This window comes from Chryseobacterium sp. PTM-20240506 (assembly GCF_048296755.1).
GTDB classification, from domain to species: Bacteria; Bacteroidota; Bacteroidia; order Flavobacteriales; family Weeksellaceae; genus Chryseobacterium; species Chryseobacterium proteolyticum.
This window is the reverse complement of sequence record NZ_CP182581.1, coordinates 2287637-2313240: the sequence shown is the minus strand read 5'-3', so window position 1 is coordinate 2313240 and position 25604 is coordinate 2287637. Positions and strand designations below refer to the sequence as shown.

At 36.3% G+C, this 25604-nt stretch carries 26 protein-coding genes; 9 read left to right on the top strand and 17 right to left on the bottom strand.

Features of this window, described 5'->3' with window-relative positions; genetic code table 11:
• The first annotated feature begins 20 nt into the window (after positions 1-20).
• Both ACNFU2_RS10265 and ribB read left to right on the top strand, forming a co-directional pair.
• Positions 21-1025 carry an LLM class flavin-dependent oxidoreductase gene (locus ACNFU2_RS10265; RefSeq protein WP_172280299.1) on the top strand — a complete coding sequence of 335 codons (1005 nt, stop codon included), beginning with the start codon at positions 21-23 and terminating at the stop codon, positions 1023-1025.
• 66 nt (positions 1026-1091) lie between these two features.
• Positions 1092-2213: a 3,4-dihydroxy-2-butanone-4-phosphate synthase gene (gene ribB, locus ACNFU2_RS10260; protein ID WP_172280297.1), complete on the top strand. Its 1122-nt coding sequence runs from the start codon at positions 1092-1094 to the stop codon at positions 2211-2213.
• 41 nt (positions 2214-2254) lie between these two features.
• Here the strand turns inward: ribB and fmt are convergent, their stop codons facing one another.
• The 5 genes from fmt to folK form a co-directional block, all read right to left on the bottom strand.
• Positions 2255-3202 (bottom strand): methionyl-tRNA formyltransferase, encoded by a 948-nt coding sequence (gene fmt / locus ACNFU2_RS10255; protein ID WP_418124818.1) that lies wholly within the window; start codon positions 3200-3202, stop codon positions 2255-2257.
• Between the two features lie 139 nt (positions 3203-3341).
• The gene (locus ACNFU2_RS10250; RefSeq protein WP_418124816.1) at positions 3342-5243 is read right to left on the bottom strand and encodes a RecQ family ATP-dependent DNA helicase; all 1902 of its coding nucleotides are present in this window, start codon (positions 5241-5243) and stop codon (positions 3342-3344) included.
• Between the two features lie 77 nt (positions 5244-5320).
• The gene (locus ACNFU2_RS10245; RefSeq protein ID WP_172280292.1) at positions 5321-6769 is read right to left on the bottom strand and encodes an OmpA family protein; all 1449 of its coding nucleotides are present in this window, start codon (positions 6767-6769) and stop codon (positions 5321-5323) included.
• A 50-nt stretch (positions 6770-6819) separates the two neighbouring features.
• The gene (locus ACNFU2_RS10240) at positions 6820-7932 is read right to left on the bottom strand and encodes an OmpA family protein (RefSeq protein WP_172280290.1); all 1113 of its coding nucleotides are present in this window, start codon (positions 7930-7932) and stop codon (positions 6820-6822) included.
• Positions 7929-8474 (bottom strand): 2-amino-4-hydroxy-6-hydroxymethyldihydropteridine diphosphokinase, encoded by a 546-nt coding sequence (gene folK, locus ACNFU2_RS10235; RefSeq protein WP_306614077.1) that lies wholly within the window; start codon positions 8472-8474, stop codon positions 7929-7931. The genes ACNFU2_RS10240 and folK overlap by 4 nt, the downstream gene beginning before the upstream one ends.
• Here folK and sppA point away from each other — a divergent pair.
• Positions 8389-10143: a signal peptide peptidase SppA gene (gene sppA, locus ACNFU2_RS10230; RefSeq protein ID WP_345992111.1), complete on the top strand. Its 1755-nt coding sequence runs from the start codon at positions 8389-8391 to the stop codon at positions 10141-10143. The two genes, folK and sppA, sit on opposite strands and share 86 nt — an antisense overlap.
• Before the next feature lie 73 nt (positions 10144-10216).
• Here the strand turns inward: sppA and ACNFU2_RS10225 are convergent, their stop codons facing one another.
• The 7 genes from ACNFU2_RS10225 to rpmB form a co-directional block, all read right to left on the bottom strand.
• Positions 10217-10471 (bottom strand): GlsB/YeaQ/YmgE family stress response membrane protein, encoded by a 255-nt coding sequence (locus ACNFU2_RS10225; RefSeq protein ID WP_089027653.1) that lies wholly within the window; start codon positions 10469-10471, stop codon positions 10217-10219.
• A 70-nt stretch (positions 10472-10541) separates the two neighbouring features.
• The gene (gene ftsY, locus ACNFU2_RS10220) at positions 10542-11495 is read right to left on the bottom strand and encodes a signal recognition particle-docking protein FtsY (RefSeq protein WP_418124813.1); all 954 of its coding nucleotides are present in this window, start codon (positions 11493-11495) and stop codon (positions 10542-10544) included.
• Between the two features lie 10 nt (positions 11496-11505).
• Positions 11506-11979 (bottom strand): RidA family protein, encoded by a 474-nt coding sequence (locus ACNFU2_RS10215; RefSeq protein WP_273649299.1) that lies wholly within the window; start codon positions 11977-11979, stop codon positions 11506-11508.
• 109 nt (positions 11980-12088) lie between these two features.
• Positions 12089-13033, bottom strand: coding sequence for an MBL fold metallo-hydrolase (locus tag ACNFU2_RS10210; protein ID WP_273649297.1), 945 nt, complete (start codon positions 13031-13033; stop codon positions 12089-12091).
• A 104-nt stretch (positions 13034-13137) separates the two neighbouring features.
• The gene (locus ACNFU2_RS10205; protein ID WP_002976755.1) at positions 13138-13290 is read right to left on the bottom strand and encodes a DUF4295 domain-containing protein; all 153 of its coding nucleotides are present in this window, start codon (positions 13288-13290) and stop codon (positions 13138-13140) included.
• 20 nt (positions 13291-13310) lie between these two features.
• Positions 13311-13493: a 50S ribosomal protein L33 gene (gene rpmG, locus ACNFU2_RS10200; RefSeq protein WP_034683820.1), complete on the bottom strand. Its 183-nt coding sequence runs from the start codon at positions 13491-13493 to the stop codon at positions 13311-13313.
• 7 nt (positions 13494-13500) lie between these two features.
• On the bottom strand, positions 13501-13740 hold the full coding sequence (rpmB, locus tag ACNFU2_RS10195) for a 50S ribosomal protein L28 (protein ID WP_007841810.1): 240 nt from the start codon (positions 13738-13740) through the stop codon (positions 13501-13503).
• 239 nt (positions 13741-13979) lie between these two features.
• Between rpmB and ACNFU2_RS10190 the strand changes: the two genes are divergently transcribed.
• Entirely contained in the window at positions 13980-15692 is a 1713-nt protein-coding gene (locus ACNFU2_RS10190) for an FG-GAP-like repeat-containing protein (RefSeq protein ID WP_418124808.1), read from the top strand.
• Between the two features lie 149 nt (positions 15693-15841).
• Here ACNFU2_RS10190 and lnt read toward each other — a convergent pair whose 3' ends face one another.
• The 5 genes from lnt to ACNFU2_RS10165 form a co-directional block, all read right to left on the bottom strand.
• Complete coding sequence (gene lnt / locus ACNFU2_RS10185; RefSeq protein WP_418124806.1) at positions 15842-17476, bottom strand: apolipoprotein N-acyltransferase; 1635 nt, start codon at positions 17474-17476, stop codon at positions 15842-15844.
• Between the two features lie 125 nt (positions 17477-17601).
• A complete protein-coding gene (gene proC, locus ACNFU2_RS10180; protein ID WP_273649283.1) occupies positions 17602-18405 on the bottom strand; it encodes a pyrroline-5-carboxylate reductase in 804 nt (267 codons plus the stop codon).
• Between the two features lie 57 nt (positions 18406-18462).
• Complete coding sequence (murB, locus tag ACNFU2_RS10175; RefSeq protein WP_273649281.1) at positions 18463-19476, bottom strand: UDP-N-acetylmuramate dehydrogenase; 1014 nt, start codon at positions 19474-19476, stop codon at positions 18463-18465.
• Positions 19466-19963: a hypothetical protein gene (locus tag ACNFU2_RS10170; protein ID WP_418124804.1), complete on the bottom strand. Its 498-nt coding sequence runs from the start codon at positions 19961-19963 to the stop codon at positions 19466-19468. Before ACNFU2_RS10170 ends, murB begins: the two co-directional genes overlap by 11 nt.
• Before the next feature lie 8 nt (positions 19964-19971).
• Complete coding sequence (locus tag ACNFU2_RS10165) at positions 19972-21177, bottom strand: pyridoxal phosphate-dependent aminotransferase (RefSeq protein ID WP_172280270.1); 1206 nt, start codon at positions 21175-21177, stop codon at positions 19972-19974.
• Positions 21178-21469: 292 nt separating this feature from the next.
• Between ACNFU2_RS10165 and ACNFU2_RS10160 the strand changes: the two genes are divergently transcribed.
• From ACNFU2_RS10160 to ACNFU2_RS10140, 5 genes are all read left to right on the top strand, one after another.
• The gene (locus tag ACNFU2_RS10160; protein ID WP_273649275.1) at positions 21470-23257 is read left to right on the top strand and encodes a T9SS type A sorting domain-containing protein; all 1788 of its coding nucleotides are present in this window, start codon (positions 21470-21472) and stop codon (positions 23255-23257) included.
• Positions 23258-23380: 123 nt separating this feature from the next.
• The gene (locus tag ACNFU2_RS10155; protein WP_273649274.1) at positions 23381-23836 is read left to right on the top strand and encodes a DUF1801 domain-containing protein; all 456 of its coding nucleotides are present in this window, start codon (positions 23381-23383) and stop codon (positions 23834-23836) included.
• On the top strand, positions 23814-24464 hold the full coding sequence (locus ACNFU2_RS10150) for a YiiX/YebB-like N1pC/P60 family cysteine hydrolase (RefSeq protein WP_273649272.1): 651 nt from the start codon (positions 23814-23816) through the stop codon (positions 24462-24464). Before ACNFU2_RS10155 ends, ACNFU2_RS10150 begins: the two co-directional genes overlap by 23 nt.
• Positions 24465-24622: 158 nt before the next feature.
• Positions 24623-24934, top strand: a complete 312-nt coding sequence (locus ACNFU2_RS10145) for an NIL domain-containing protein (protein WP_172280263.1) — start codon at positions 24623-24625, stop codon at positions 24932-24934.
• A gap of 113 nt (positions 24935-25047) precedes the next feature.
• The gene (locus ACNFU2_RS10140) at positions 25048-25602 is read left to right on the top strand and encodes a LemA family protein (protein WP_172280261.1); all 555 of its coding nucleotides are present in this window, start codon (positions 25048-25050) and stop codon (positions 25600-25602) included.
• Positions 25603-25604: the final 2 nt, after the last annotated feature.

The following is a 25604-nucleotide window of genomic DNA, read 5'->3' as shown; positions in this document are numbered from 1 at the left end:
TTAGAAAATAATGATCATCTATGAAAAATTTTGAAATATCTGTTTTGGATCTTGCTCCGGTAAAGCAGGGAAAAAGCATCCACGATACCTTTCAGGACAGTCTGTCCCTGGCAAATTATGCTGAAAATATCAATTATAAAAGATTTTGGCTGGCAGAGCACCATAATATGGCAAGCATAGCCAGTTCGGCTACCTCTGTTCTTATTGGTTTCATTGCAAATGGAACCCAAAAAATAAGAGTAGGGTCGGGAGGGGTTATGCTTCCCAATCACAGTTCACTGGTCATCGCCGAACAATTCGGGACACTTGAGTCTTTATTCCCAGGCAGGATTGATCTTGGGCTTGGAAGGGCTCCCGGAACGGATGGCATTACCGCCCAGGCGCTGGGAAGGAATCCTGCAATTATCAACGAACAATTTCCCAGACAGATTCTGGAACTGCAAAGATATTTTTCCAAAGAAAATTCCAACTCTTTAGTTCGTGCGATTCCTGGTGAGGGACTGGATATTCCACTGTATATCCTGGGTTCGAGTACTGACAGTGCATGGCTTGCAGCAGAATTGGGCCTTCCATATGCTTTTGCGGGACATTTTGCCCCTGAACAGATGGAAATGGCTTTCAGTATTTACAGAGAACATTTTGAGCCATCCAAACAGCTTGACAAGCCTTATATTATGGCCTGTGTGAATGGAACTGCCGCAGAAACTTCAGAAGAGGCTCATCAGCTTTCTACCACATTATTTCAGGCATTTCTTAATATTATCAGAAATGATAGAAAGCCATTTGCTCCTCCTGTGGCGGATATGGATGATATATGGTCGCCTATGGAAAAATCGGCTGTGCTACAGAAATTGAGATACAGTTTTATCGGGGATCAATCTGAAATTGAAAAAAAATTAAAAGACTTCCAGGAAAAATTCAATGTAGACGAACTTATCATCAATTCTCATATTTATGATCATCAGAAAAGACTTGATTCTTACGGGATTTTCAGAAAAGCTATGGACTCTTTAATCATAAAATAACAAACCATTTATATTAATTGGCGATGCCTTTTTTTATGAGTATCTTTGCAAAAATTTAAAGTAAAAATGTCTGATATTAAATTAAATACTATTCCTGAGGCTATTGAAGACCTTAAAAATGGTAAAATAATCATAGTAGTGGATGATGAGAACAGAGAAAATGAAGGAGATTTTCTTTGTGCTGCAGAACTTACAACTCCTGAACTGATCAACTTTATGGCAGTGCATGGGAGAGGACTTATCTGTATGCCTCTTCCTGAAAAAAGATGTGATGAACTAGGTCTTGACATCATGGTGAGCAGAAGCAGTGATCCTAAAGAAACAGCTTTTACGGTTTCCGTGGACCTTTTGGGAAATGGTACGTCAACCGGAATTTCAGCAGGTGACAGAGCTAAAACCATTCTTGCTTTAATGGACGAAAAATCCAAACCTACTGACTTTATGAGACCGGGACATATCTTTCCGCTTCGTGCAAAGAAAGGGGGAGTACTAAAAAGAGCCGGACATACTGAAGCGGCTATTGACCTTACACATTTGGCAGGTTTAAAAGAAGGTGGAGTAATCTGTGAAATTATGAATGAAGATGGCACGATGTCCCGTCTTCCCGACTTGTATGCATTTGCTCAGAAGCATGATATGAAGATTGTATCAATTGAGGATCTTATTCACTATCAGCTTAAAAAAGGAAATTTAGTTGACAGAATAGAAGAAAGAAAAGTGAAAACCCATTATGGGGAATTCGATTTTTATGCATTCAGGGAAACCTCTAATGAGCAGATTCATTTTGTACTGACCAAAGGTGCATGGACTATAGATGAACCGGTATTGGTAAGAGTACAGTCTTCTGATTCTTATTTTGATGTTTTAACAAGACTGAATAATGGGGAAACTCCGTTATTGGAGAAAGTAACCAAAATGATCAATGAAGAAGGGAAAGGAGTTATTATTTTCATTAATAATGTTTCCAATTCTGAAAACACATTGAAAAAATTACAGCAGTTCCTAGATTATCAGGATGGTCAGCAGCAACATCCGACATTAGCCTATAATTACAGGGATTACGGTATCGGAACACAGATTCTGAAAAACCTGGGAATTAATAAATTCAAAGTACTTACCCAGAATCCTGATGTAAAACCACAGGTAGGAGGATATGATGTGGAAGTTACTGAGATGGTGAAATTATAGAAATATGTACGACATTTCAATATAAAAAATGGCTTGAGTAATCAAGCCATTTTTATTTCGTCAAAATTTCTGAAACCATTCAGGAAATCTTTGATATTCATTCTTTTTTTACCTTCCAGTTGGAGTTCTAATGGCTCATAAATTCCGTCCTGGGTATAAATTTTAAAAGTATTTTTGGATATCTCCAGTGTTCCGGGAGTTTCATTATGATGGGAAACCTCAAATTTTCCTCCAAAAATCTTTAATCCTTTATCTTCTTCTCCAATCTTCAGGGTCGTAAAAGCAGCAGGATACGGGGACATTCCCAGAATAAACTGATGGATGACTTTAGACGGAGCATTCCAGTTGATTTTAGTATCTTCTTTAAAAATTTTAAAGGCATTTTTAGGATGCTCAACCTGTGGTTGAGGTATTTCCTTAATAGAGTTTTCAGCAAGGCCATCCAAAGTACGTACAACAAGCTTTGATCCTATTTGCATTAATCTGTCGTGAAGACTTCCCGCGTTCTCATCAGGCAGCAACTGTAATTCTTCCTGAAGAAGGATATTTCCTTCGTCTATTTTTTCGTTGATAAAGAAAGTAGTTACCCCTGTCTTTTGTTCACCATTAATTACAGCATAATTAATAGGGGCTGCACCTCTGTAATCGGGAAGGAGGGAAGCGTGAAGATTGAATGTCCCTATTCTTGGCATTTCAAAAAGAACTTTGGGCATCATTCTAAAAGCAACAACCACAAATACATCAGCATTCAGGTCTTTGATTTGTTGTAAGAATTCAGGATTTCTTAATTTTTCCGGCTGGAAAACAGCAAGGTTATGTTCTTCAGCATATATTTTTACAGGAGACTGATGGATTTTCTGGCCCCGTCCGCTCCCTTTATCGGCAACTGTTACAACACCAACTACTTCATGATGAGACTGGTGAATAGCTTCTAAAGCAGTTTTAGCAAATTCGGGAGTACCTAGAAAAACGACTTTTAATGATTTCATACTGCAAAGATAAGTTTTTAGTTGAAGTTGAATGGGAATTTAGAAGTTAGAGGTTAGAGGTTGCTAATTGAAAACTCATTAGAAATATTAATTTTATCATTAATACATAAATACATAAATACATAAATATATTTTTCAACTAAGCCAAAGCATAGGTCCTGAAATTCAGCATTTTTACTTTTCCGGAGTCCAATAGAAAAATCAGGTTTTCCAAGATGTTCTCTTTGGAATGATAACTCAGTTGGATGGAAAGCTCTTCAATAGTAGCCGGTCTCTTAGCCAATAATGTTATCAGCTGAGTCGATATATTCTTTCCAAAGATGGTTTGTTTATTCTTTTCGCAAATAGAACATTGCCCACAGGTTTTTGAATTTTTCTCTCCAAAATAGGACAAGATAAGCTTCATTTTGCAATAATCTTTGTTTTCTACATAAAACTTCATCTCCTCCCATTTTTGGATTTTATTTCTTTGGATATGTTCAAAAAGCTTCCAGTAGGCGCCATTGATGGTTCTTTCATCCCGGGGTTTTAAAAACTTAATACTGGATAGGGCTCCGTCTACATATTCGAGATAATTTTTTTGCTGGAGTTCTTTAAGACGTTCCTTTATTAAAGGAATTGCAATTCCAATTTTGTTACTTACATTTTGTTCACTGAACATTACTTTATGAGTTGTTATTCCTGATACAGTGCGAAGCATAAGCTCGATAAAGTAAGCATCTTTTTTAGGAAGCTGATCTATTTCATCAGCCTGTATCAGCAACTCAAGTGAAGATAAACTTTTATTGTCGTTGTGATAGATGATTTCCTGATTATGAAGAAAGTTCAGAACGTTTTTAATCTTGGCAACAGATAATTTTGTAAAATTCTGAATACCATTCATGTTCAATTGAAATACTTTTTCAGGAAGTTCATATTCGGCAACCTGAAAAACTGAGTAAAGGTAACTGATGATCTTCAGAAACTCTGCTTTGTTAGGAATCTGATTTTTTAATATCTGTTCAAAATTTACAATTTCCTGTTGGTTCCATAATAAATATGCAAAACTATCCTGCCCGTCTCTTCCTGCCCGTCCTATTTCCTGATAGTAATTTTCAAGCGATGGAGAAGGGGAGTAATGAATTACAAACCGGACATTATCCTTATCGATTCCCATACCAAATGCATTAGTTGAGATCAGAACATAATCATTACGGGTGTTCCATAAATGTTGTTTAGCATTTTTTTCTTTTGTGGATAATCCTGCGTGAAAGTAATCTACATTTCTCAGTTGATTCCTGTGCAAAAATTCCGTTAGCAGTTCAGCTTCTTTTCGGGTACGGACATATATAATTCCTGAGTCATTATTGTACCTTAAAATATCATAAATCCGTTGGTATTTATCGGACACTTCTTCAGTAAAGATCCGTATATTTTCTCTTTTAAAGCTTTTTTGAAAAACTACAGGATTGATCAATCCCAGCTTTATCTTTATTTCTTCTAAAACTTTTGAGGTAGCAGTAGCAGTTAAAGCAAGGCATGGGATGTCGGGATTATTTTTTCTGAATTCCTTAATATTCTGATAGCTTGGACGGAAATCCTGTCCCCATTCCGAAATACAGTGTGCTTCATCTACAGCAATAAACGAAAGCTGTATTTCTTCCATATTCTGGATAAACTGTCTGTTCGTTAATCTTTCCGGTGAAACATAAAGCAGCTTGGTTAATCCGTCTTTGCATCGGTTAAAAATAACTTCTGCATCATAGTCATCAAGTTCCGAAGACAGATATTCCGCTTCAATTCCTCTGAATTTAAGCTGATTTACCTGATCCTTCATCAGGGCAAGCAAAGGAGAGATTACAAGGCATACACCTTCCCGGAACAAAGCCGGAAGCTGATAGCATAGGGATTTTCCGGCTCCTGTAGGAAGTAAAACCAGTGTATCTTTTTCGTTAATAATAGAATTAATAATTTCTTCCTGAGAATCTCTGAAACTATCGTATCCCCAGAAATATTTAAGGGTCTTATATTTTAACTGGTCAAAATCGCTTGAAGAAATCATGGCATAAAAATAAGGAAAGTATCACAACAAAAAAAGTCACGCAATGCGTGACTTTTGTATAATGAATAAATAGTTTATTATTTAGCCTCGAAGTAAACTCTTCTGTTTGCTCTGTTTTTCCATTCAGGGCATTTAGTAGCTGGTTCACATTCAGGATATTTAAGGTCTTTTTCACCTTTACCGATAGCATTTAACTTACCTGTCTGAACACCATTTTTGATTAAGTAATTCTTAACGTTATTTGCTCTTCTTTCAGATAATTTTTTGTTGTAAGCATCAGTTCCTCTTGTATCTGTTGCTCCAATTACGTTATAAGAACCAGTTGATTGATTGATATAAGTAACTGCATTGTTAAGGATTGGTGTATTTGAAGGTAAGATTCTGTCAGAATTTAAATCGAATTCAATTCCTTCAAGAGTTCTTTCTTCTTCTTTTACAGGTCCTGTAGTTGCTGTAGGACAACCATTGTTTTCAACAGGTCCAGGAACAGTAACACACTTATCGTAAAGATCGATTACACCATCAAGGTCTGTGTCAAGGGCAACACCAGCACCGTCCACTCTTGCACCGGCAGGAGTATCAAGCTGTCTGTCCCAATCGTCACAAACTCCGTCATTATCAGCATCTCCTTTTTTACAAACTTCGATATCCTGGTTTTTGTTAGCCAAAACATCTAATTTATAATAGATTTCCTGTAATGGGTCATGCCACATTAAATGAGACTCGTGTTTTCCTAATTTTAAAGAAACCCCTAAAGTAGCATTGAAGAAATTATCAGACGTTCCTTCTTCTCTTTGGTTGATTGCACTGTATGGTGCACCTCCACCGTCGAAAGAATCATCACCTGTAACTACATACATTACTCTACCTTCGATGTCTAAGCTTCTGTTTACTTTGAATTTAAGACCTGCTCCGGCTTGTCCAAACAGAGAGTTGAATTTAAAAGGTTTAACTTCTGTCATTAGCTTTTGCCCAGAAGGATCTTTTAAATAAGCTCTATATGCTAGAGTACCGATACCTGCATACCCGTGAAGCGCCCATCTGTAAGTTGAGTGATTATCAACTCTTCTTAATAAATTAGAGAAGTTAACATCCCCCAAGATTGAGATCGCATCGTATTGAGTTCTTGCACCAATTCTGTCTCTTACAGCCAAATCAGTAGGAGCTGAATTTTTTGTGTTGAAGAATCCTTGTCTGGTCTCTCCTCTGTCGTATTGTAAGTTAATACCAAAAGCATGAGTAATAGCTTTATCGATACTTACATATGCAGAATATCCGAAAAGATTTTTACCATTACCATTTTTGATAGATGTTAAATCCGCTGATTGCATTAATGGTACCCCGGCACCAAATGAAATCGCCCAGTCGTTGAATCTTTTAGACTTCTGTGTAAAAGGGGATACATTGGCAGAACCCGAAGAAAATGTATTAGGATATTCTCCTTTTGAAACTGCCGTTGAGTCTTGAGCAAAAGAAGCTGTTGGAACAGCTAATGCTAATGCTACAATTGCTAAACTTAATTTCATAGTGTATTTTTTTTATTTAGTTAATTAAATGATTTCTTTAGTCGTTGTGATTACTTTCCTGTCGGACAACCGTTGTTTTCAGCAGGTCCCGGAACTGTAACACATTTATCATACAAATCAATAACGCCATCAAGGTCCATGTCTAATGCAACACCAGCACCATCTACTCTTGCACCGGCAGGAGTATTAAGTTCTCTGTCCCAATCGTCACAAACTCCGTCGTTATCGTTGTCTCCTTTTTCACAAACTACAAGATCAGTTGTCGCTTTTTCTAGCTCTTCTGTTCTGTAATAAGCTTCCTGTAAAGGATCATGCCATGCCAGATGCGACATATGTTTTCCTAATTTAAAGGATACCCCTAAGTTTACGGTCCACATATTATCAGATCTTGATTTGTTGATCATGTTGTACTTAGATACTTTAGATGCAGGATCATAATCAGCAGGTCCGGCATTACCTCCACCGTCGAACTCGTCATCACCACTGATGATATACATTGTTCTGGCTTCAATATCGATAAGTTTTGAAACGTTATATTTCACCCCAAACCCGAATTGGTAGAAAATAGAGTTGATGTCTATATCCTGTTTGATAAATAAAGGAACTCTTCTTGGAGCATTACTCCATCTGAATTCGTTGTTGTCATGTAGGGAAGTGTTATATCCCATAACACCAATTCCCCCATATCCATGGAAAGCCCATCTGTATGGAGAATGATTATCAACTCTTCTTAATAGATTTGAGAAATTTACATCCCCCAATAAAGCTATCTGATCGTATCTTGTGTTGGCTACACCCACTCCAGCAGCTACACCGGCAGCACCGGCTAATTTAGCTTTTTGATTCGTTTCTCCTCTCTGGTAGATAAGGCTTACCCCAAAAACGTGAGAGATTTGTTTGTCCAAACTGATATATGCATTGTATCCCCAATTGATCTTTCCATCATAAAATGAAGTAAGATCGGCATGTGGCATAAATGCAGCACCTCCACCGATTGATATAGACCAATCGTTAAATCTTCTTGCCTTATTATCAAAAGGCTGAACATTAGCGGAACCCGAGGAGAATGTATTAGGGTACTTGTCCGACGAATTTACTGTAGTACTGTCCTGAGCATAAGTAGCAATAGGCAGCGCGGCCAATAATAATAAACCTAATTTCATACAATATGTTTTATGTTTTGTTTGATAACATCATTTAATAATACTCTGGAAAATTCCCTTTCATAAAGATGTTTGGTATGAGGGATTTCCAACCTTTCTGATATAAATTTTAACTCATCATACTTAACAATATCAATATCAATAATGCGGTCTTTATAACCTCCAGAGGATTTTGAATCGCTAGTTCTTCCCATTTCAAATTCAATACTTTTAACAAAATCAAGCAGTTGAATAGGCGAAAGATGTGTGCGTATTATTGTTGCAATATTACAAAAAATATTAGAACTAACAAACTCTACGGGGTCAGATGTTAAAAAAATGCTAATATTTAACATTTCAATTCCACCGGCTTTTAACATTTCAATAGCCTGTTCTATATTTTTTTTTCCATCCCCAAGGTTACTCCCTAGTAACAAAACTACCTTATGTTGCGACATATTAAAAAATGATTGATATATGAAAAGTTTTTTTAAAAATGTTTTAGCAAATATAGTGGCAATTGTCATACTATGTGCTGTATTTTTCTTCTTTTTTATAGTCATGCTGGTATTTAGTTCTATGAGTAGTGATAAATCGGTAGTGGTAAAAAAGAACTCAGTTTTAACGATCAATTTAAAGACGATCATAATTGATAGCCCTACTGAAGAACAAACGGGTGTATTTAATATAGGAAATCAGAATAAAAGCATTTTAATATATGAAGCTTTAGAAGCCATTGAAAAAGCTAAAACGGATGACAATATTAAAGGAATCAGTATTGAGGCGGATGATCTAAATGCGGGAATTACGCAAATCGATGATTTAAGGAATGCGATACAGGATTTTAAGAAGAGTGGAAAATTTGTGTATGCTTATGGAAATGCGGCTTCACAGTCATCTTATTACCTGGGATCTGTAGCGGATAAATATTTTCTGAATCCTTCCGGTATGATCGAATTAAAAGGTTTGGCTACAGAAGTTACCTTTTTCAAAGATTTTGCTGATAAATACGGAATCGGAATTGAAGTGATCCGTCATGGAAAATTTAAATCTGCAGTAGAACCGTTTTTACGAAATGATATTTCTCCAGAAAATAAAGAGCAATTAAGTACTCTTCTTAACGATCTGTGGAAAAATACATCTTCGAAAATTGCAACATCAAGAAAAATTGATTCATTACAGTTTAAGACTATTGTTGATAGTTTGTATGGTATGATTCCTGAACAAAGTCTGAAGTATAAACTGGCAGATCAGCTTATTCAGAAAACGGAATATGATGAGCTTATTAAATCTAAGCTAAGCTTAAAAGAAAAAGATAAGCTGAACAAAATTTCATTAGGAAAGTATATCAACTCTTATTCTGATGATGAAAAATCAGGAGATAAAGTAGCGGTATTGTATGCTTCCGGTTCTATAAACAATGGAGATGGTTATAATGAAATTTACTCTGAAAAATACATTAAGTATATTAAGGATCTTCAGGAAAATGATAAAGTAAAAGCAGTTGTATTCAGGATCAATTCCCCGGGAGGAAGTGCTAATGCATCCGATGAGATCTTGTTTGAGCTTCAGCAGCTAAAAAAGAAAAAACCACTGATTGTTTCTTTTGGTGATTATGCTGCGTCAGGAGGGTATTATATTGCAATGGCTGCAGATAAAATTTATTCTGAACCTAATACCTTGACGGGATCTATCGGAGTTTTTGGAGTAATTCCTTATTTTAAGGATATTGCCAATAAGAATGGAATCCGATCAGATATTGTCGCTACAAATGCCAATTCTCAATATTATTCAGGTTTGAACGGTGTAACTCCATATGGTGTAAGTATGATTACAAAAAGTGTGGAAGGAACATATAAAAGATTTGTACACTTTGTAACCCAAAACAGAAAACAGACATTTGAGCAGATCGATAACATCGGTGGTGGAAGAGTATGGAGTGGTGTAAGAGCTAAACAAATCGGTTTGGTGGATGAATTGGGAACATTAAATGATGCCGTAAAATTTGCAGCGCAAAAAGCCGGATTGAAATCTTATAATGTAGCATCGTATCCTAAGAAGATGTCTCCTTTTGAACAAATATTTAAAGACCTGAATGAAGATGATATTTCTGCAAGAGTTATCAAAAGTAAAATAGGTAAAGCCAATTATGAAATTTTACAACAGATTACAGAAGAGAAACTAAGATCTGAGGTAAAAATGGAAATGCCTTATCAGATAAAGATCAACTAAATTATTATATTGTTTTAAAAAAAGACCGGCTTGAATTTCAAGTCGGTCTTTTAATTTTTGATAAAATATTTTTTTAGCTTTTCTTTGAGGCCATTCCAAAAATCCAAAGGACGATAAGTGAACCTCCCACTGCTAATAACATGCTTCTGAAGTCAAAGTTTTCAACTGTTCCCCAGCCGATTAAACTTCCAACAAATCCACCTACGAAAGCTCCAACGATTCCTAGTATAATGGTCATAAGCCAACCACCACCTTGTGTTCCAGGCATAATAAGTTTAGCTATTGCACCTGCGATAAGACCAAAAATGATCCAAGTTAAAATTCCCATAGTTTTAAATTTTAATTGTTAATATGTATGAAATGTGTTGACTCATTCTTCAGGAAGAATATGATATAAATCATCTCTTCTTGAAGAATGAGTCAACAAATTCCGTACCATTAAACAATTGCAAATCCTGCATTTTCTCCCCAACCCCTATGTATTTCACTGGAATCTGAAATTGATCAGAAATGCCTATAACCACTCCTCCTTTGGCTGTTCCATCTAATTTTGTAACGGCTAAAGCGTTTACTTCTGTGGCTGCTGTAAACTGTTTTGCCTGCTCAAATGCGTTTTGACCGGTAGAACCGTCAAGAACTAAAAGAATCTCATGAGGAGCATCAGGAATTACCTTTTGCATTACTCTTTTGATCTTTGAAAGTTCGTTCATTAAGTTCACTTTATTGTGGAGTCTTCCTGCCGTATCAATGATCACAACATCGGCACCCTGGGCAACTGCACTTTGAACGGTATCAAAAGCTACGGAGGCAGGATCAGAACCCATTTCCTGCTTTACAATAGGTACGCCGACTCTTTCACTCCAAATGGTCAGCTGATCCACAGCTGCAGCTCTAAAAGTGTCTCCGGCTCCCAAAACTACCTTTTTGCCTTCCGACTTAAACTGATGGGCCAGTTTTCCGATAGTTGTTGTTTTTCCGACTCCGTTTACACCGACAACCATAATAACATACGGCTTTTTTGACGTATCAATATTTCCGGTTCCTCCATGCGGATTTTCGAGAAGTAAGTTTGATATTTCTTCACGAAGAATTTTATCGAGTTCACCTACATTCACATATTTGTCTCTGGCAACACGTTCTTCAATTCTCTGAATGATCTTGATCGTTGTGGATGCACCAACATCCGAAGCAATTAGTATTTCTTCGAGGTCATCTAATACTTCATCATCTACGGTGCTTTTACCGACTACGGCTTTTGTTATTTTTTCAAAGAAACCCTGGCTGGATTTTTCCAATCCTTTATCTAAAGTTTCCTTTTCTTCTTTTTTGAAAATATTTTTAAACCAACTCATAGTTCCGTTCTTATTTATTTTTTTTAATAACTGCAGTTGCTTCCACTTCGATAAGCACGTTATCTCTGAAGAGCTTGCTTACTTCCACAAGGCTGCTTACGGGAGGATTCTGAAGATGGATATACCGATCTCTGACTTTTCTGAAGTCTGGAGTCTTGGAAATATCTGTAATGAAAATTCCAAGCTTGATAATATCTTTCGTGGTTCCTCCATATTCTTTTAAAATGCTCTCGATATTTTTAAAGATTTGCTCCGTTTGCTTTTCTACGTTATCCATCCCGACTAAATTTCCTTTGGCATCCAGGGGAACCTGTCCTGATAAAAGGATCATTTTTGAGGATCCGCAATCTATGCTTACAGATTGGGAGAGTCCTTTTATCGGGAAAACATTTTCTGAATTTTTATATTCTATATTATTCATTGTGTTTTGACTGAATGAAAAAAGGAACATTGACGTAAAAACCAGAACAACAATCTTTTTCATATCCAATTGTATTAAATTATCTGGTGAGCAAAGATAACAAAAAAACTTCCTGAAAGCTCTTTTTTGGCTAAGCTTATTACAGCAGTTTTAAAACATCATATATATGAAATTATAATGTTACAATATCACCCATTCTTGCAATATTATATCCGTTTTTAATGACAGTCTTACTTTCGTTGCTCTCCGGATTTAATAGTTTATTGGTGTGATTGAAATGGATAAAATATACCCTTTTTTTATACTCCGGGCTTAAATTGTTAAACAATTGCATGCTTTCTTCAACCAGGGGATGAGGAATGGTTGAAATATCCCGGTTATTAAGCTCTGTGGCATTGTAAAATGTTGCATCAATAAAAGCATAATCCACCTTTTTTATGAAGTCCGTAATATTGTATTTCCATTTCCCCCATTTGTCAATATCAGGAATAAACAACGCTTTTTTTTCAAGACCTTCGATCAAAAAACCAACCGTTTCTGAAAACTCATCTCGGTGAGGGACCTGAATAGGGGTGATTTTTAGATTAGGGCTTAAAGTAACAGGATGCTCATTTTGCATTTCGTTAACCACAATATTTTTTTGAGTCACCAATTGCGACCATGGTCCGTTGTTATTTAAAAATCCTGCTAATTTGGGCATTGTATATACGGGAATATTTTGTGTGGATGCACCTTCTTTTCCCAAATACATTAAACCTGTATAATGTCCTATATGAGCATGCGTTATGAAGATTCCATCAATTATTTTTGGTGTTGTATGTTCTTGTTGCAGTAATTGTAACTGAGAAGAAATATCAGGACTGGCATCAAGAAGATAGTTTTTTTGGTATTGATGATCCATTACTCCCATGGATATGATCTTTCGTTTTAAATCAGGATTTTTCCAAAGGTCTTTACAGCATTCTTTGTTGCATCCTAATTGAGGAGAACCTGCGTCCTGAACATTTCCTAATACAATGAGCTGTATTCCTGTTTTACTTTTCTCTGCTGTTGGTGCTTTTCTACTATTGCAGCTAGCTATAAGTAGTAGGAATGCACATAAAATGAAATTTTTCATCAATATTTTTTTACTAAAATAAGTTGTTTTAACTTAAAATATGTAATAAGCAAAAAAACTACTCAAAATATGAGTAGTTTTTATATTGTAAATAAAGTAGGGGATTATTTTTTCAAATAACCATCAACTTCGTCTGCATTCATTACTTTTTCTTCGAAAACGTAAGCACCTGATTTAGATGACTTCACCATTTTCACAACTTTAGTCATTTTTTTTGACTGACCGCTTTGTAGGGTTGCTACTACTTTTTTTGCCATGGTAAATTATATTTTATAAATTACTTGATTTCTTTATGAAGAGTATATTTCTTAAGAACAGGATTATACTTTTTAAGCTCTAATCTTTCTGTAGTGTTCTTTTTATTTTTAGTAGAAATGTATCTAGACATTCCTGCCATACCGCTTTCTTTGTGCTCTGTACATTCAAGGATTACTTGAACTCTGTTTCCTTTTTTTGCCATGATTCAATTACTTTTTAATCAATCCGTTTCTTACAGCTCTTTCAAGAGCTTCTTCGATTCCAATCTTGTTAATCACTCTCAATCCATGAGCTGATACTTTCAGTGTTACGTGCTTATCTTGCTCCGGAAGGTAAAACTTCTTCTCCAATAAGTTAATTTCAAAACGACGCTTCGTTTTGTTATTAGCGTGAGAAACGTTGTTACCAACCATTGCACGCTTTCCTGTTATTTGGCAAATTCTTGACATATCTCGATGTTCTTATTTGTATAATATTTGAGGTTGCAAAATAACGAAGAATTTTTTAGATAGGCAAATCTTTTAGAAAATATTTACAAATAACATCTTGATTAATAATATTGAAGATTACCTTATATAACAGCTGATTCCTGACAGAGAGCGGGAACTGATATATTTCATGTAAAGATCATAACATTAGATAAATTTATCATATATCTTTGTTTTTAATTAATCTAAATAAAAATAACATGAAGAAGGTCTGTGTTTTACTATCTATGTTACCGGTCGGTATAATGGCACAAAATTTTTCTGAAGTACAAACGGATATGAAGAATTTTTATTATTCATCCTGTGATGTGGCGGATATTAATGGAGATGGTTTTCAGGATATAGTCGTTAATGGAGCAATAGACACAGATGGAGATAGTAGTGCGGATACTTCATTCAATGAAATATATAAGAATAACGGTACTACAATGACTTCCTATGCCAATCTGGGAGTAGATGTTACTCATCTGGGAGATATCAAATTTATTGATTATAATAATGACGGGCTTGCTGATATTATTTCTACCGGCTTAAGTTATATGGATATCGTTAATTACAAACATTACCGGTTCCGCAATACCGGTTCGGGATTTGTTAAGGAAGCTGAGCTTCCCGGTAAGGTATATGGTTCAATGGAAGTTTTCGATTTTAATCATGACGGGCTGCAGGATTATGCTATTAATGGAGCGCAATACATTAGCGGGACAGGTTTCGTTAATAAATTGGATTATTATCAGAATACAGGGAATGGATTTCTTTTGATTCCGGGTTGGATGGAAGGCACACAAAACAGCAGTTTTAAAATGGTGGATTTGAATAATGATCAGTTGCTGGATATGGTAATTTTGGGATATGATATCAATAGTAATCCGCTATTCAGGGTTTATCTCAATAATTCAGGGGTACTTACCCTGTCTCAGACGCTTTTACCTTTAGCAAACGGAAAGCTTGAATTTGCCGATTTTAATGCAGATGGTTATCAGGATATTGTGGTAGCTGCTCAGGATGAAAATTATGAAGGATATCTTGGTCTGCTGATGAATGATGGTGCCGGCCATTTTAATCTTCAGCAACTTAACATTCCGGAATTTTCAGAGCCATCCCTGGCAACAGGAGATCTGAATAATGACGGGTATTATGATTTTATACTGTCTGGAAATGATGAAAATAATAATGCCTTGGTTAAAGTGTTTTTGTTTAATCCTACCGGTCAAACATTTACTGAAAATATAACAACAGGTTTACATACTTTAGGAGGCCCTGGTTTTGTGCATTTACTTGACTATAACAATGATCATCATCTTGATGTTGTATTGTCCGGATTTGATTGGGCAGATCTGGGAATGCCCTCATTAACTAAGATCTTCAAAAATGTTTCTGCGGAAACAAACCTAAAACCTTCGCCTCCTGTAAACCTGAATCTTACCAGAAACGGTAACAAGTTTAATTTCTCATGGAGTGGAGCAGGTGATGATAAGACGCCTGTAAATGCTTTGCGGTACGAAATCAAAGTTGGAAAGACTCCCGGAGCTCATGATGTGGCCCGATATGTAATAACAACGTCCTCATGGTTCTTAGATCTTGATCCATCCATTCAGAATGTATACTGGAGCGTAAGATCAATAGATGCCTCAGGAGTATATTCAGATCCTTCTGCAGAAGGAACCTTGGGAACTCAGGATATTATTAAAGATGATGAGTTTTTAATATATCCCAATCCTGCTTCGGAAAAAGTATTTATTAAAGGAAAGCAAATTACTGATTTTGAAATGTATGCAGTAGACGGAAGAAAGTTGACTGTAAAAAAGAATGCGGATCAGTCTGTAAATCTGTCCGGTTTTCCGAAAGGGATTTATTTTCTGAAAGTAAAAATAAAAGATCAATGGACTGTTAAAAAACTTATCATTAAATAATTGAACGTTTTATTAACCGGGAAAAACCAGGTGTCCAGCTGGTTTTTCTCTTTATTGTTTGTATTTGTTTGTGTCGGATCTTCGATATACTCAATCGAAGAGACGTCTATCAGGGAAGCTCAAAAGCTTCCCTTTTAGTTAATTGAATTTTATTTTTTTTGAAGTCTACCTTGAACTCTTTTAATTAAAAAATAGAAAAGCAAGAAACCGAGTGCAAAAATCGAAATTCTTGATAAAAGGTCCCCTGTTCTTGTATAAAAAGTCTGTTGATCATACAGATTCACTTTCGCAAATAAAGTAGTTTTATCTCCGTAGAAAGTGTCGGCAACAATTTCTCCTCTTGCATCAATGTGTGCTGAAATTCCACTATTGGCTGCGCGGGCAATTTCTCTACGGGTTTCTATGGCTCTTAATTTGGCATAGGACAAAAGTTGCTTATGCCCTTCTGTAACACCCCACCAGGAGTCGTTGGTCATAATGGCTAAAAAGTTAGCTCCTTTTCTCACGTAATCCGTAACAAATTCTCCGTAGATACTTTCATAACAAATAATAGGAGCCAGTTTTCCTTTATTGTAAGGGTTTGAAAAGGCTACCCTTTCTTTGTCTGTACCCAATGATGCTACGGTTCCTCCAAGGTTGAGCATGGCATCTCCCAAAATAGGCTTTAAAACATTCATGTAGGGGAATATTTCCACACCGGGAACTAATTTGCCTTTGTGATAGACTTCAACTTTTTGATTGGGAATGACCTGAATGGCTGAATTGTAGCTGGAAACCCAAAGTCCCTGATTGATCTGATAAGCTTCCTTAGGAAGATTGTTCTGATTCAGGTAAAAACGGTGCGAAGAAATTCCGGTAGCAAAAACAGAACCTTGATGTTTGGAGAGAAAGTCTTTTATATTATTCAGAAGTACGCTTTTTTCAAAAGCAGTTTCCGAAATAGATCCTCTTCCCGGAAGTGCTGTTTCCGGAGCAATATAATAATCAATCTTACCTTTGGAGTTTCTCTCCGCAAGACCAAGAAGGTCATTTTCTATTGTCAGGCTGTCCGTCGAATACTTTTCTGCGTATGGATCAAGATCAGGTTGGAGTAATAAAATATTTACCTGGCCTGTCGGTTTTTCATCAAAATTATTATACTTAATTATTGAAATAATCATTGGAATGACGATTATAGCTACGGCAATCGATGTATTTTTGATAAGATCTTTTCTTTTCCGCCCTGCTTCCCAGGTTCTTATGGTATAAAAAATAAAAAGGTTGACGATCAGGATCCAGAAGCTGCCTCCTGTAGCTCCCAGGGTATCATACCACTGGATTAATTTCGGATAATCGGAGAATGCATTGCCGAGATTAAGCCATGGCCATGTAAGTTCCCAGCTCATATGAAATTTCTCAAATCCCATCCAGATAGCCATAAGAAATGCAAATCCCCAATAAGTTCCCTGTGCGTTTTTATACCAATGGTAACATTGGAACATCAGGGAGTATAAAAATGAATTGACGAGAACAGGAAATACGACGGCCATTAATGAATGACTGCCATCCGGGTTTCTTGAACCGTACAGCCATCCTGTTGTCACAATATTCCAGATCACAAAACATAGGTAGGAAAGTCCGAAAACTACCCAGCTTTTTCTCTTAAAGCTTGAAAATTTAGAAACGCCATGTTCCATCATAAGGAGAGGAACAAGAGCAAAGAAAATAAAGAACGGAATCCCGTAAGTTGGCCATGATATGGACAGCAGCATCGCTGAAATGAGCGTAAGTAGAACGTATTTCATTACATTAGATTAACATACAAATTTAATGTTTTTGAAATGAATAAATCTGCAATTGAGGGTAAAGAAATTGCAGAGGCTTATTATTATACCTCGAACACTATTTTTACGTATCTGATGCTGTTGATTTAGCCGTTTAGTTCTTTAGCACGATTTTCTGCATTTAGAATCCCTTTCCCGATAGCTTCCTTTAATCCTTTTTCTTCAAAAGTCTTTAGAGCTGCTTCGGTAGTACCTCCTTTCGAGGCAACATCTTTTATTAATTCTTCAAGGCTTTTTTCGGAGTTATTCATCAGATGGTAGGCGCCCAACATGGTTTGCTTAACGAAAAGTTTAGAGAGGTTTTCATCAATTCCCATTTCTACACCGGCCTTAATCATTGCATCAACAATGTAATAAAAATAAGCAGGACCACTTCCGGACAAAGCGGTTACACCGTCCAATAGTTCTTCGTCTTCCAAATAAACCGATCTTCCTGTGCTGTTGAGAAGCCTTTCAATAATAATAAGCTGGCTGAAAGAAATACCTTCCGCGGAGGTATATCCCGTAATGCCCATTCCTAAAAGAGTGGGGGAGTTAGGCATCGCTCTTACTACCATGCGATGGTTTAATAATTTCTGAATCTTCTGTATTTTAATTCCGGCCATAATGGATAAAATCATCTGATTTTCCTTAAGAGTAAACTGAATCTTATCCACCACATTCTGAAAGTCCTGTGGCTTTACAGCCATAATAATAAGATCAGCATCCAGCTCCCTAACTTCATCGAACGTAGAAATTTTTGAATGGGGAAATTCTTCCGATATTTTGGCAAATTTAGATTCGTTTCTTGTAATCAGATGCAGATCTGCAGGTTTTATTAACTCATATTTCAGGAAAGATTTTGAAAATGATAACCCCATATTTCCTGCTCCTAGAATGGCTATTTTCATATTGTGCTTTTTTAATTCTAAACGAAAATATTATTTTTTGTAATTAGTTTTTCTATTTTATATGATATTTACTTCTCTCTCCAGCTCTATTCCAAACTTTTCCTTTACAGAGTTAATGATTAATGTGGAGAAATCATAAATTTCTTTTCCTGTAGCATTTCCTGTAGCGTTAATGATAACAAGCGATTGTAATCGGTGTGAAGCTACGTTTCCTATTTGCTTACCTTTCCATCCGCATTGCTCAATCAGCCATCCTGCGGGAACTTTTACCTGATCTCCATTAGGGTATCCCTGAATATTTTCGAATTTTAGTTTAAGGTATTCAAACTGGGATTTCGGAATTGTCGGATTTTTAAAAAAACTGCCTGCATTTCCGATCAGTTTAGGATCTGGAAGTTTGCTTTGTCTGATATTGATCACAGCATTGGAAACATCCTGTATGGTAGGATTTTTAATGTTTAATTTCTCCATTTCTCCTGTAATCGCACCATATTCAGTTTTGATGATATGATTTTTCGTTGTCAGCCTGAACGTTACGTCCAGAATCACATACTTTCCTTTTCCTTCTTGTTTGAAAATAGAATCCCTATAGCCGAACCTGCATTGTTCCAGATCAAATATCTCAACTGCAAGGGTTTCCAGGTTCAGGACAGAGCATTGAACGAAGATGTCTTTTATTTCAGTTCCGTAAGCGCCGATATTCTGCATGGGAGAGGTACCCACATTTCCCGGGATTAAAGATAGATTTTCCAGTCCGCCATAATTATTATTCAGACAGTACATGACAAACCCATGCCAGTTTTCACCAGCATTTGCTGTTACCAGGATATTGTTTTCGTCCTGATTTTTTTCAGTTATTCCTTTCAGATTGAGAAGAATGACAATACCATCGAAATCTTTTGTAAGTAAAACGTTACTTCCGCCGCCCAAAAATAAGAGCGGTAAAGAGTGAGATCTGGAGAATAGGATTGCTTCTTTCAGCTCATCAATGGTTGTTACTTCTGTAAAATATTTTGCTTTCGCTTCAACGCCAAAGGTATTGTAGGGTTTTAGGGAAAAATTATCGTGCATAGGCTTGTTGGTATTCTTTAGGAAGAATCTCTTCTATTCTGTTTTTAAGAGTTTGCAGTTGGGAATAATGAATCGTGTCCTGATAAGCATTCACGTAGACATGTGCCTTTTTCGGTGTCCTGATCTGAAAAGTTTCGTCAACTCCATCTACCGATTGGGCGCTGGGAGAGCTTTTAATGCTGTTCAGGGTTCGTATGTCAAGACTTGAAACCAGATGCTTCCATTTGTTAGCATGCATTGAAGAGCTCCAGTACTGGTGTGTCTTTTTTGCTGTGGTGCCTTTTTCTAGGGAAATGGAATCTTTAGTAACTTTTATAATCCTGTAGTCTCCAAGAATGCCACCAATATTTGAAACGCTTATGAAAGTGATTTCATTAGGATTTTGTGGAACAGGAGCTTTTTTCTCCTTTTGGGAGCATGAAAAAAATGTCAGCAATAAAAACATTGAAAATAATATTCTCAAAACTAAATTTCTTACTGCTGACATTGTGTTATTTATAGATTGAACTCTAATTTATATTGTTTTAGTGCTTCTTTTAGAATTTCAACACTTCTTCTTAAATCCTGCTCTTTTAGTACATAAGCAATTCTTACTTGTTTTTTACCCAGTTCAGGATCGCTATAGAAACCACCTGCCGGTGCTACCATGATTGTTTCTTTATTAAGCGAAAACTTTTCCAGCAACCATTGAGCGAATTTCTCAGTGTCATCTACAGGAAGTTGTGCCACACAATAGAAGGCTCCTTTCGGTTTAGGACAGATTACTCCGGGAATAGCATTTAACAGATCCACCAAAACGTTTCTTCTGTGGGTATATTCCTCTCTTACCGCGCGGATATATGCTCCGTCATTGTGGTGTGCAGCTGTAGCTGCAATTTGTCCTAAAAGAACAGGACTTAATCTGGCCTGTGCAAATAGCATTGCTGCATCGTGTATTTTTTTTGAACGCGTAATCATACAGCCGATTCTTACACCACACATGGAATATCTCTTTGATTCTGAGTCTATAATGATGCAGTTTTCACTTAATTCCGGAAAAGAAAGCATAGATACCTGCTGTTTCCCATCATATACATATTCCCTGTATACTTCATCGGAAATTACAACGATATCATATTTTAAAGCAATTTCTGCCAGCTTCTGGAGCTCCTCACGGGTATAAAGGTATCCGGTTGGGTTTCCGGGATTGCAGATAACGATAGCTCTTGTTTTTTCAGTGATCTTTTTCTCGAATTCTTCAATTGGAGGTAAAGCAAAGCCTGTTTCTATAGTCGATGGAACAGCTACAACGTTGACATTGAATGTGCTTGCAAATCCATTGTAATTGGCGTAGTAAGGCTCAGGGATAATAACTTCGTCTCCATCGTCACATAATGTGGAAATGGCAAAATTTAATGCTTCAGAACCTCCGTTGGTTACAATGAAATTATCAGGAGTAAGATCCGCAAACCCCAAAGAATGATAATAGTCTGTAAGTGCTTTTCTATATTCCAGGTTTCCTTCAGAAAGAGCATATTCCAATACTTTTAAATCAATATTTTTTAAAGCATTTAAAGCCGTTTCCGGAGTTTCAATATCCGGTTGTCCGATATTAAGGTGATATACTTTAATTCCTTTCTGCTTTGCTTGAAGAGAAAAAGGAACCAGCTTTCTTACCGGCGATGGCGGCATATGTTGTGCTCTGTTTGATATATTCGGCATTGTTTGAAAAATTTGTATGGCAAAAATAACACTTAATTTTTCAATATTAAAATTATAAGGAACACTATATAATTATATTTCATGCTTTAAATTGTTCTTTGAGGTTGAAATCTGTAATCCCTTGATTGTCTTTTCAATATTTATTTAATTTTTAGTATTGATGATTGTTTTTAATTTTTATTTTAATTATTGTTGATTATGTGTATTATAATATTAAATTATTATATATTGTTTAAATAAAGTTGTTTTGTGTTGATTTTTTTATAAATTTACTGAGCTAATGTTAAATACTATGAAAATAAATCTACTTTTTGGAGCATTAAGTACGTGTGCTCTGTTTTTCGGGTCAGATGCGATGGCTCAAAACTTTCAAACAATGCCTGTACAATCAGGATATACTGCAGATGTTATTGCGAATGGGATAGGTTCATCCATGACGTCTACAACAATGGATGTAGATGGGGTTTCCTTTGCATTTGTGGCAAGGGACTTCCAGCTTACTTCGTCAAGTACCCCTATTAATTATGGAATTCCTGTAAATGGAATTATCAATTCAGTAGTGGGAAGTACACCGGGCCTCAGCTATCAGTTGGGAGATCTAAGTGGAAATAACTCTTTAAGGCTTGCAACCATAGGCCAGTCCGGAACTTTGGTTTTTGGGACTCCCAAGGCGGCTTTTAAACTGTACATGCTTTCAACAAGTGGTAGTGGAACATCTACCGTAAGTGCTACGGTAACTTTTACAGATAATACTACTCAGGTATTTTCAGGCCTTGCCCTTTCGGATTGGTATGGGGGATCGAATTATGCCATCCAGGGAATCGGAAGGATTAACAGGACAAATAACGTATTGGAATCCAGTACGACAAATCCCAGATTATATCAATCTGTACTTACCATTGATGCGGCTAATGTTACGAAACCGATACAAAGCATAACCATTGCGAAAAGTGCCGGGTCAGGAATTTCGAATATTTTTGCGTTTTCAGCGGATGCTTTCACAGATTGTTCGGCTCCGACGCTTCAGCCTGTAGGAACACTTACTTCAAATTCAGCGCAGGTTTCGTGGACAATTCCTCCGACAACAACAGCAGCAAGCTATGATGTGTATTACAGTACAACAAACACGCCTCCTACAAGTGCTACAACTCCGAATATTACGGGAGTTACCGGAACATCAACCACTATTGGAAGTTTGTCTTCATCAACAACCTATTATTATTGGGTGAGAACGAATTGTACTACGGCAACAAGCCAGAGCGGATGGTCAATTGGTGGTACTTTTACAACCTTATGCGGAGCAATGATACCTCCGTATACAAACACTTTTGATTCTATACCTGGAAATTGCTGGGCAAATAATCTTTCCGGAGGTACCCCTACAACAGGCCCTACGGGATCTACAACATATTGGGTGCAGGATGGATTTTTAAATGTAGGGACCACAGGTTCCATAAGAATCAATCTTTACACGACAAATAGCACAGGATGGCTAAAAACAGTACCATTTGATCTTTCAGCAGGTGGTTACAAAGTAAAATTTGATTACGGAGCAACAACCTATTCAGGAACTGCTTCTTCTCCAATGGGTTCTGATGATATAATACATTTTATGGTCTCCAATGATGGTGGAAGTACTTGGAATATATTGAAGACTTGGGATGTAAACAGCCCGGCTACTAATGTATCGACTAATTATTCTTATGATCTGGTAAGTAACACCAGTGCAAATACAGTCTTTGCCTTTTATGGAACGGACGGAACAGTAGATGATGCTCCGGATTATAATTTCTTTGTTGACAACTTTACGGTGGAATCTGCGCAACTAAGCACTTCTGAAGTGAATGCAAACAAAAAGATGGTGAATGTTCATCCGAATCCTTTCAAAGATGTATTGTATATTTCAGATACCAAAGATGTTAAAGCTGTTACGGTTACGGATGTGGCAGGAAGGTTGGTGAAAACAATTGAAAATCCGACGAAAGAAATCAATTTAAGTACATTGAATTCAGGATTGTATTTTGTGAATATTCAATTTAAAGACGGTTCAAAAACAACAGTAAAGGCTATCAAACAATAGATCCTTAATGTAGATTATAAAGAAAGGCAGTTATGAGAATGACTGCCTTTTTTATTTTATATATAATGATATGAAGTTGTCTTTTAATTTTGTTATTTTGAAAACTGATAAAACTGAACGAATATGCAAATCCATACAACCTCTATAGAAGAGTATATCGCCCGGATTCCTGAAGAAAGGAAAGAGGCTTTTAAAAAACTGTTTGATGCTGTAAACAATAATTTACCCAAAGGCTTTAGTAGCAATACTGGTTATGGAATGGTAGGGTGGGGCGTTCCGTTGGAAACTTATCCCGCCGGATACCATTGTACACCCGGATCACCTCTTCCGTTTATCAGCCTGGCTTCCCAAAAGAATTTTATTGCTCTCTATCATATGGGAATCTACGCAAAGCCGGATCTTCTGGAGTGGTTTGTTGAAGAATTTCCGAAGCATTCAACGAAAAAGCTTGATATGGGGAAATCCTGTATCCGTTTTAAAAAAATGGAGGATATTCCTTTTGAACTAATTGCTGAGCTAAGTAAAAAAATGACCGTCGAAGACTGGATTGAATGTTATGAATCAAATTTTAAAAAATAACCCGGTTTATCCTGTTGTATGCATTGTTCTTTTATTTCTGATATCAGCATGCAAAAGCATTAAAAATGAAGATCTTAAAAATGGGGATTTACTTTTTGTAACGGCAAAAGAGTCTGGTTTGTCGGGAGCGATCAATAATGTAACACAAAGGCAAAAAAATGCTTCTTTTGATCATATCGGTATTCTGAAAAAAGAAGGTAATGCATTTTTTGTATTGCATGCAGCGCCTGAAGGAGGATCTCAAAAACAGTCCCTTAAAAATTTTGTAAAGGATCAGGTGAAGGATCAGCAAAATGTTGTAGTGTACCGGCTAAAAGATAATTATCAATATACCATTCCGTCTGCTATTGCAAAAGCTGAATCAATGATCGGGAAACCTTATAATTTCAATTATATTCTGGATGACAATTCCTATTATTGTTCGGATTTTATTGAAAGAGCATTTAGAGAGTATCATATTTTTAAGCTGGAGCCGATGACATTTATTGATCCTAAGACAGTAAAGACCAACCTGTTCTGGGAAGAATTCTATGAAAAAAAGAAAATTAAAGTACCTGAAGGAGAACCCGGTTGTAATCCTAATGGATTGGCTGCCTCAGATAAATTGGAAAGAATAAAACAGTTGTAAAAATAAGGAGAAGTGAAGAGCTTCTCTTTTTTTATGTTAAAATTGAAAAATATTAGTCTACTAATTTGGTGGACTAATATTTTTTTATATTTTTGCTAAAGATTTAACGCAATAAGAAAATGTGAAATCAAAGTAGTCTAACCAAAAAAAGTTGAGTGATGATAACACCAAATCCGAACCTGCAGGTTTTACAAAATAAAATTAACCTGCCAAAAAAAGAATTAATACTGGAAATAGAATTAAATGGCAAAATGAAGTTTGAAAACATTCTGAATGTCATTTATAACCAGTTCGGAATTTGTCACAGGGTGTTATCTGCCAATGTGGAATATATAGAGGGACGTAATTTTGGTTCAGTACAGTTGTACATTAATGCAGATTCAGATGATTGCCGGCAGCTTGAGCATTATCTGAATAAAAATAAACTTTTAAATACCAGTGTGGAGTATACCTGCAGGAAGTATTTTTAGGGGAGATTCATATAGTTTTAATTACGAAAGTGTTCCGGTTTACCGGGCACTTTTTTTTATGGTAAACAGTATCTGAAAAAATAGTACTTTTAACTACAATAAATTAAAAATCTATGACCATACTAATTATCATTGTCGCTGTAATTGTTTTGTTTCTTTTATATGGAGTTTCTATTTATAATCGTTTGGTGAAACTGAGGAACCTGGTTCAGGAAGGGTGGAGCAGTATTGATGTTATGCTTAAAAAACGGCATGATCTTATTCCGAACCTTGTAGAAACGGTGAAAGGATATGCAACCCACGAGCGTGAAACTTTAGATAGTGTTACAAGAGCGAGGTCTCAGGCTATAGGAGCTAATTCTGTTGAAGCTAAGGAAGCAGCTGAAAAAAATCTGAACCAAGCCATGATGAATCTTTTTGCCGTAGCTGAACAGTATCCTGATCTGAAAGCCAATACCAATTTTCAGCAGCTGCAATCGGAGCTTACTTCTATAGAGAATGATATTGAAAAATCAAGAAGGTATTACAACGGAACGGTTCGTGAGAATAACACGCTGGTAGAATCTTTTCCAAGTAATATCATTGCTAATATGTATAAATTTGAAAAATCTGCCTTCTTTGAATTACAAAATATAGCTGAAAGAGAAGTTCCATCTGTGAAATTTTAAGC

Coding starts and splice junctions, on each gene's coding strand:
- proC (WP_273649283.1), bottom strand. CDS start 18,405: ATGAAAATAGCCATTCTAGGAGCAGGAAATATGGGGTTATCATTTTCA.
- ACNFU2_RS10145 (WP_172280263.1), top strand. CDS start 24,623: ATGATAACACCAAATCCGAACCTGCAGGTTTTACAAAATAAAATTAAC.
- ACNFU2_RS10155 (WP_273649274.1), top strand. CDS start 23,381: ATGCAAATCCATACAACCTCTATAGAAGAGTATATCGCCCGGATTCCT.
- ACNFU2_RS10210 (WP_273649297.1), bottom strand. CDS start 13,033: ATGAAAAATTTCATTTTATGTGCATTCCTACTACTTATAGCTAGCTGC.
- rpmG (WP_034683820.1), bottom strand. CDS start 13,493: ATGGCAAAAAAAGGAAACAGAGTTCAAGTAATCCTTGAATGTACAGAG.
- ACNFU2_RS10140 (WP_172280261.1), top strand. CDS start 25,048: ATGACCATACTAATTATCATTGTCGCTGTAATTGTTTTGTTTCTTTTA.
- ACNFU2_RS10240 (WP_172280290.1), bottom strand. CDS start 7,932: ATGAAATTAGGTTTATTATTATTGGCCGCGCTGCCTATTGCTACTTAT.
- ACNFU2_RS10225 (WP_089027653.1), bottom strand. CDS start 10,471: ATGGGAATTTTAACTTGGATCATTTTTGGTCTTATCGCAGGTGCAATA.
- ribB (WP_172280297.1), top strand. CDS start 1,092: ATGTCTGATATTAAATTAAATACTATTCCTGAGGCTATTGAAGACCTT.
- lnt (WP_418124806.1), bottom strand. CDS start 17,476: ATGAAATACGTTCTACTTACGCTCATTTCAGCGATGCTGCTGTCCATA.
- ACNFU2_RS10190 (WP_418124808.1), top strand. CDS start 13,980: ATGAAGAAGGTCTGTGTTTTACTATCTATGTTACCGGTCGGTATAATG.
- ACNFU2_RS10205 (WP_002976755.1), bottom strand. CDS start 13,290: ATGGCAAAAAAAGTAGTAGCAACCCTACAAAGCGGTCAGTCAAAAAAA.
- ACNFU2_RS10215 (WP_273649299.1), bottom strand. CDS start 11,979: ATGAAAAAGATTGTTGTTCTGGTTTTTACGTCAATGTTCCTTTTTTCA.
- folK (WP_306614077.1), bottom strand. CDS start 8,474: ATGACTATAAAAAAGAAGAAAAATACAGCACATAGTATGACAATTGCC.
- fmt (WP_418124818.1), bottom strand. CDS start 3,202: ATGAAATCATTAAAAGTCGTTTTTCTAGGTACTCCCGAATTTGCTAAA.
- ACNFU2_RS10150 (WP_273649272.1), top strand. CDS start 23,814: ATGAATCAAATTTTAAAAAATAACCCGGTTTATCCTGTTGTATGCATT.
- ACNFU2_RS10245 (WP_172280292.1), bottom strand. CDS start 6,769: ATGAAATTAAGTTTAGCAATTGTAGCATTAGCATTAGCTGTTCCAACA.
- ftsY (WP_418124813.1), bottom strand. CDS start 11,495: ATGAGTTGGTTTAAAAATATTTTCAAAAAAGAAGAAAAGGAAACTTTA.
- ACNFU2_RS10170 (WP_418124804.1), bottom strand. CDS start 19,963: ATGTCAGCAGTAAGAAATTTAGTTTTGAGAATATTATTTTCAATGTTT.
- murB (WP_273649281.1), bottom strand. CDS start 19,476: ATGCACGATAATTTTTCCCTAAAACCCTACAATACCTTTGGCGTTGAA.
- sppA (WP_345992111.1), top strand. CDS start 8,389: ATGAAAAGTTTTTTTAAAAATGTTTTAGCAAATATAGTGGCAATTGTC.
- ACNFU2_RS10265 (WP_172280299.1), top strand. CDS start 21: ATGAAAAATTTTGAAATATCTGTTTTGGATCTTGCTCCGGTAAAGCAG.
- ACNFU2_RS10160 (WP_273649275.1), top strand. CDS start 21,470: ATGAAAATAAATCTACTTTTTGGAGCATTAAGTACGTGTGCTCTGTTT.
- rpmB (WP_007841810.1), bottom strand. CDS start 13,740: ATGTCAAGAATTTGCCAAATAACAGGAAAGCGTGCAATGGTTGGTAAC.
- ACNFU2_RS10250 (WP_418124816.1), bottom strand. CDS start 5,243: ATGATTTCTTCAAGCGATTTTGACCAGTTAAAATATAAGACCCTTAAA.
- ACNFU2_RS10165 (WP_172280270.1), bottom strand. CDS start 21,177: ATGCCGAATATATCAAACAGAGCACAACATATGCCGCCATCGCCGGTA.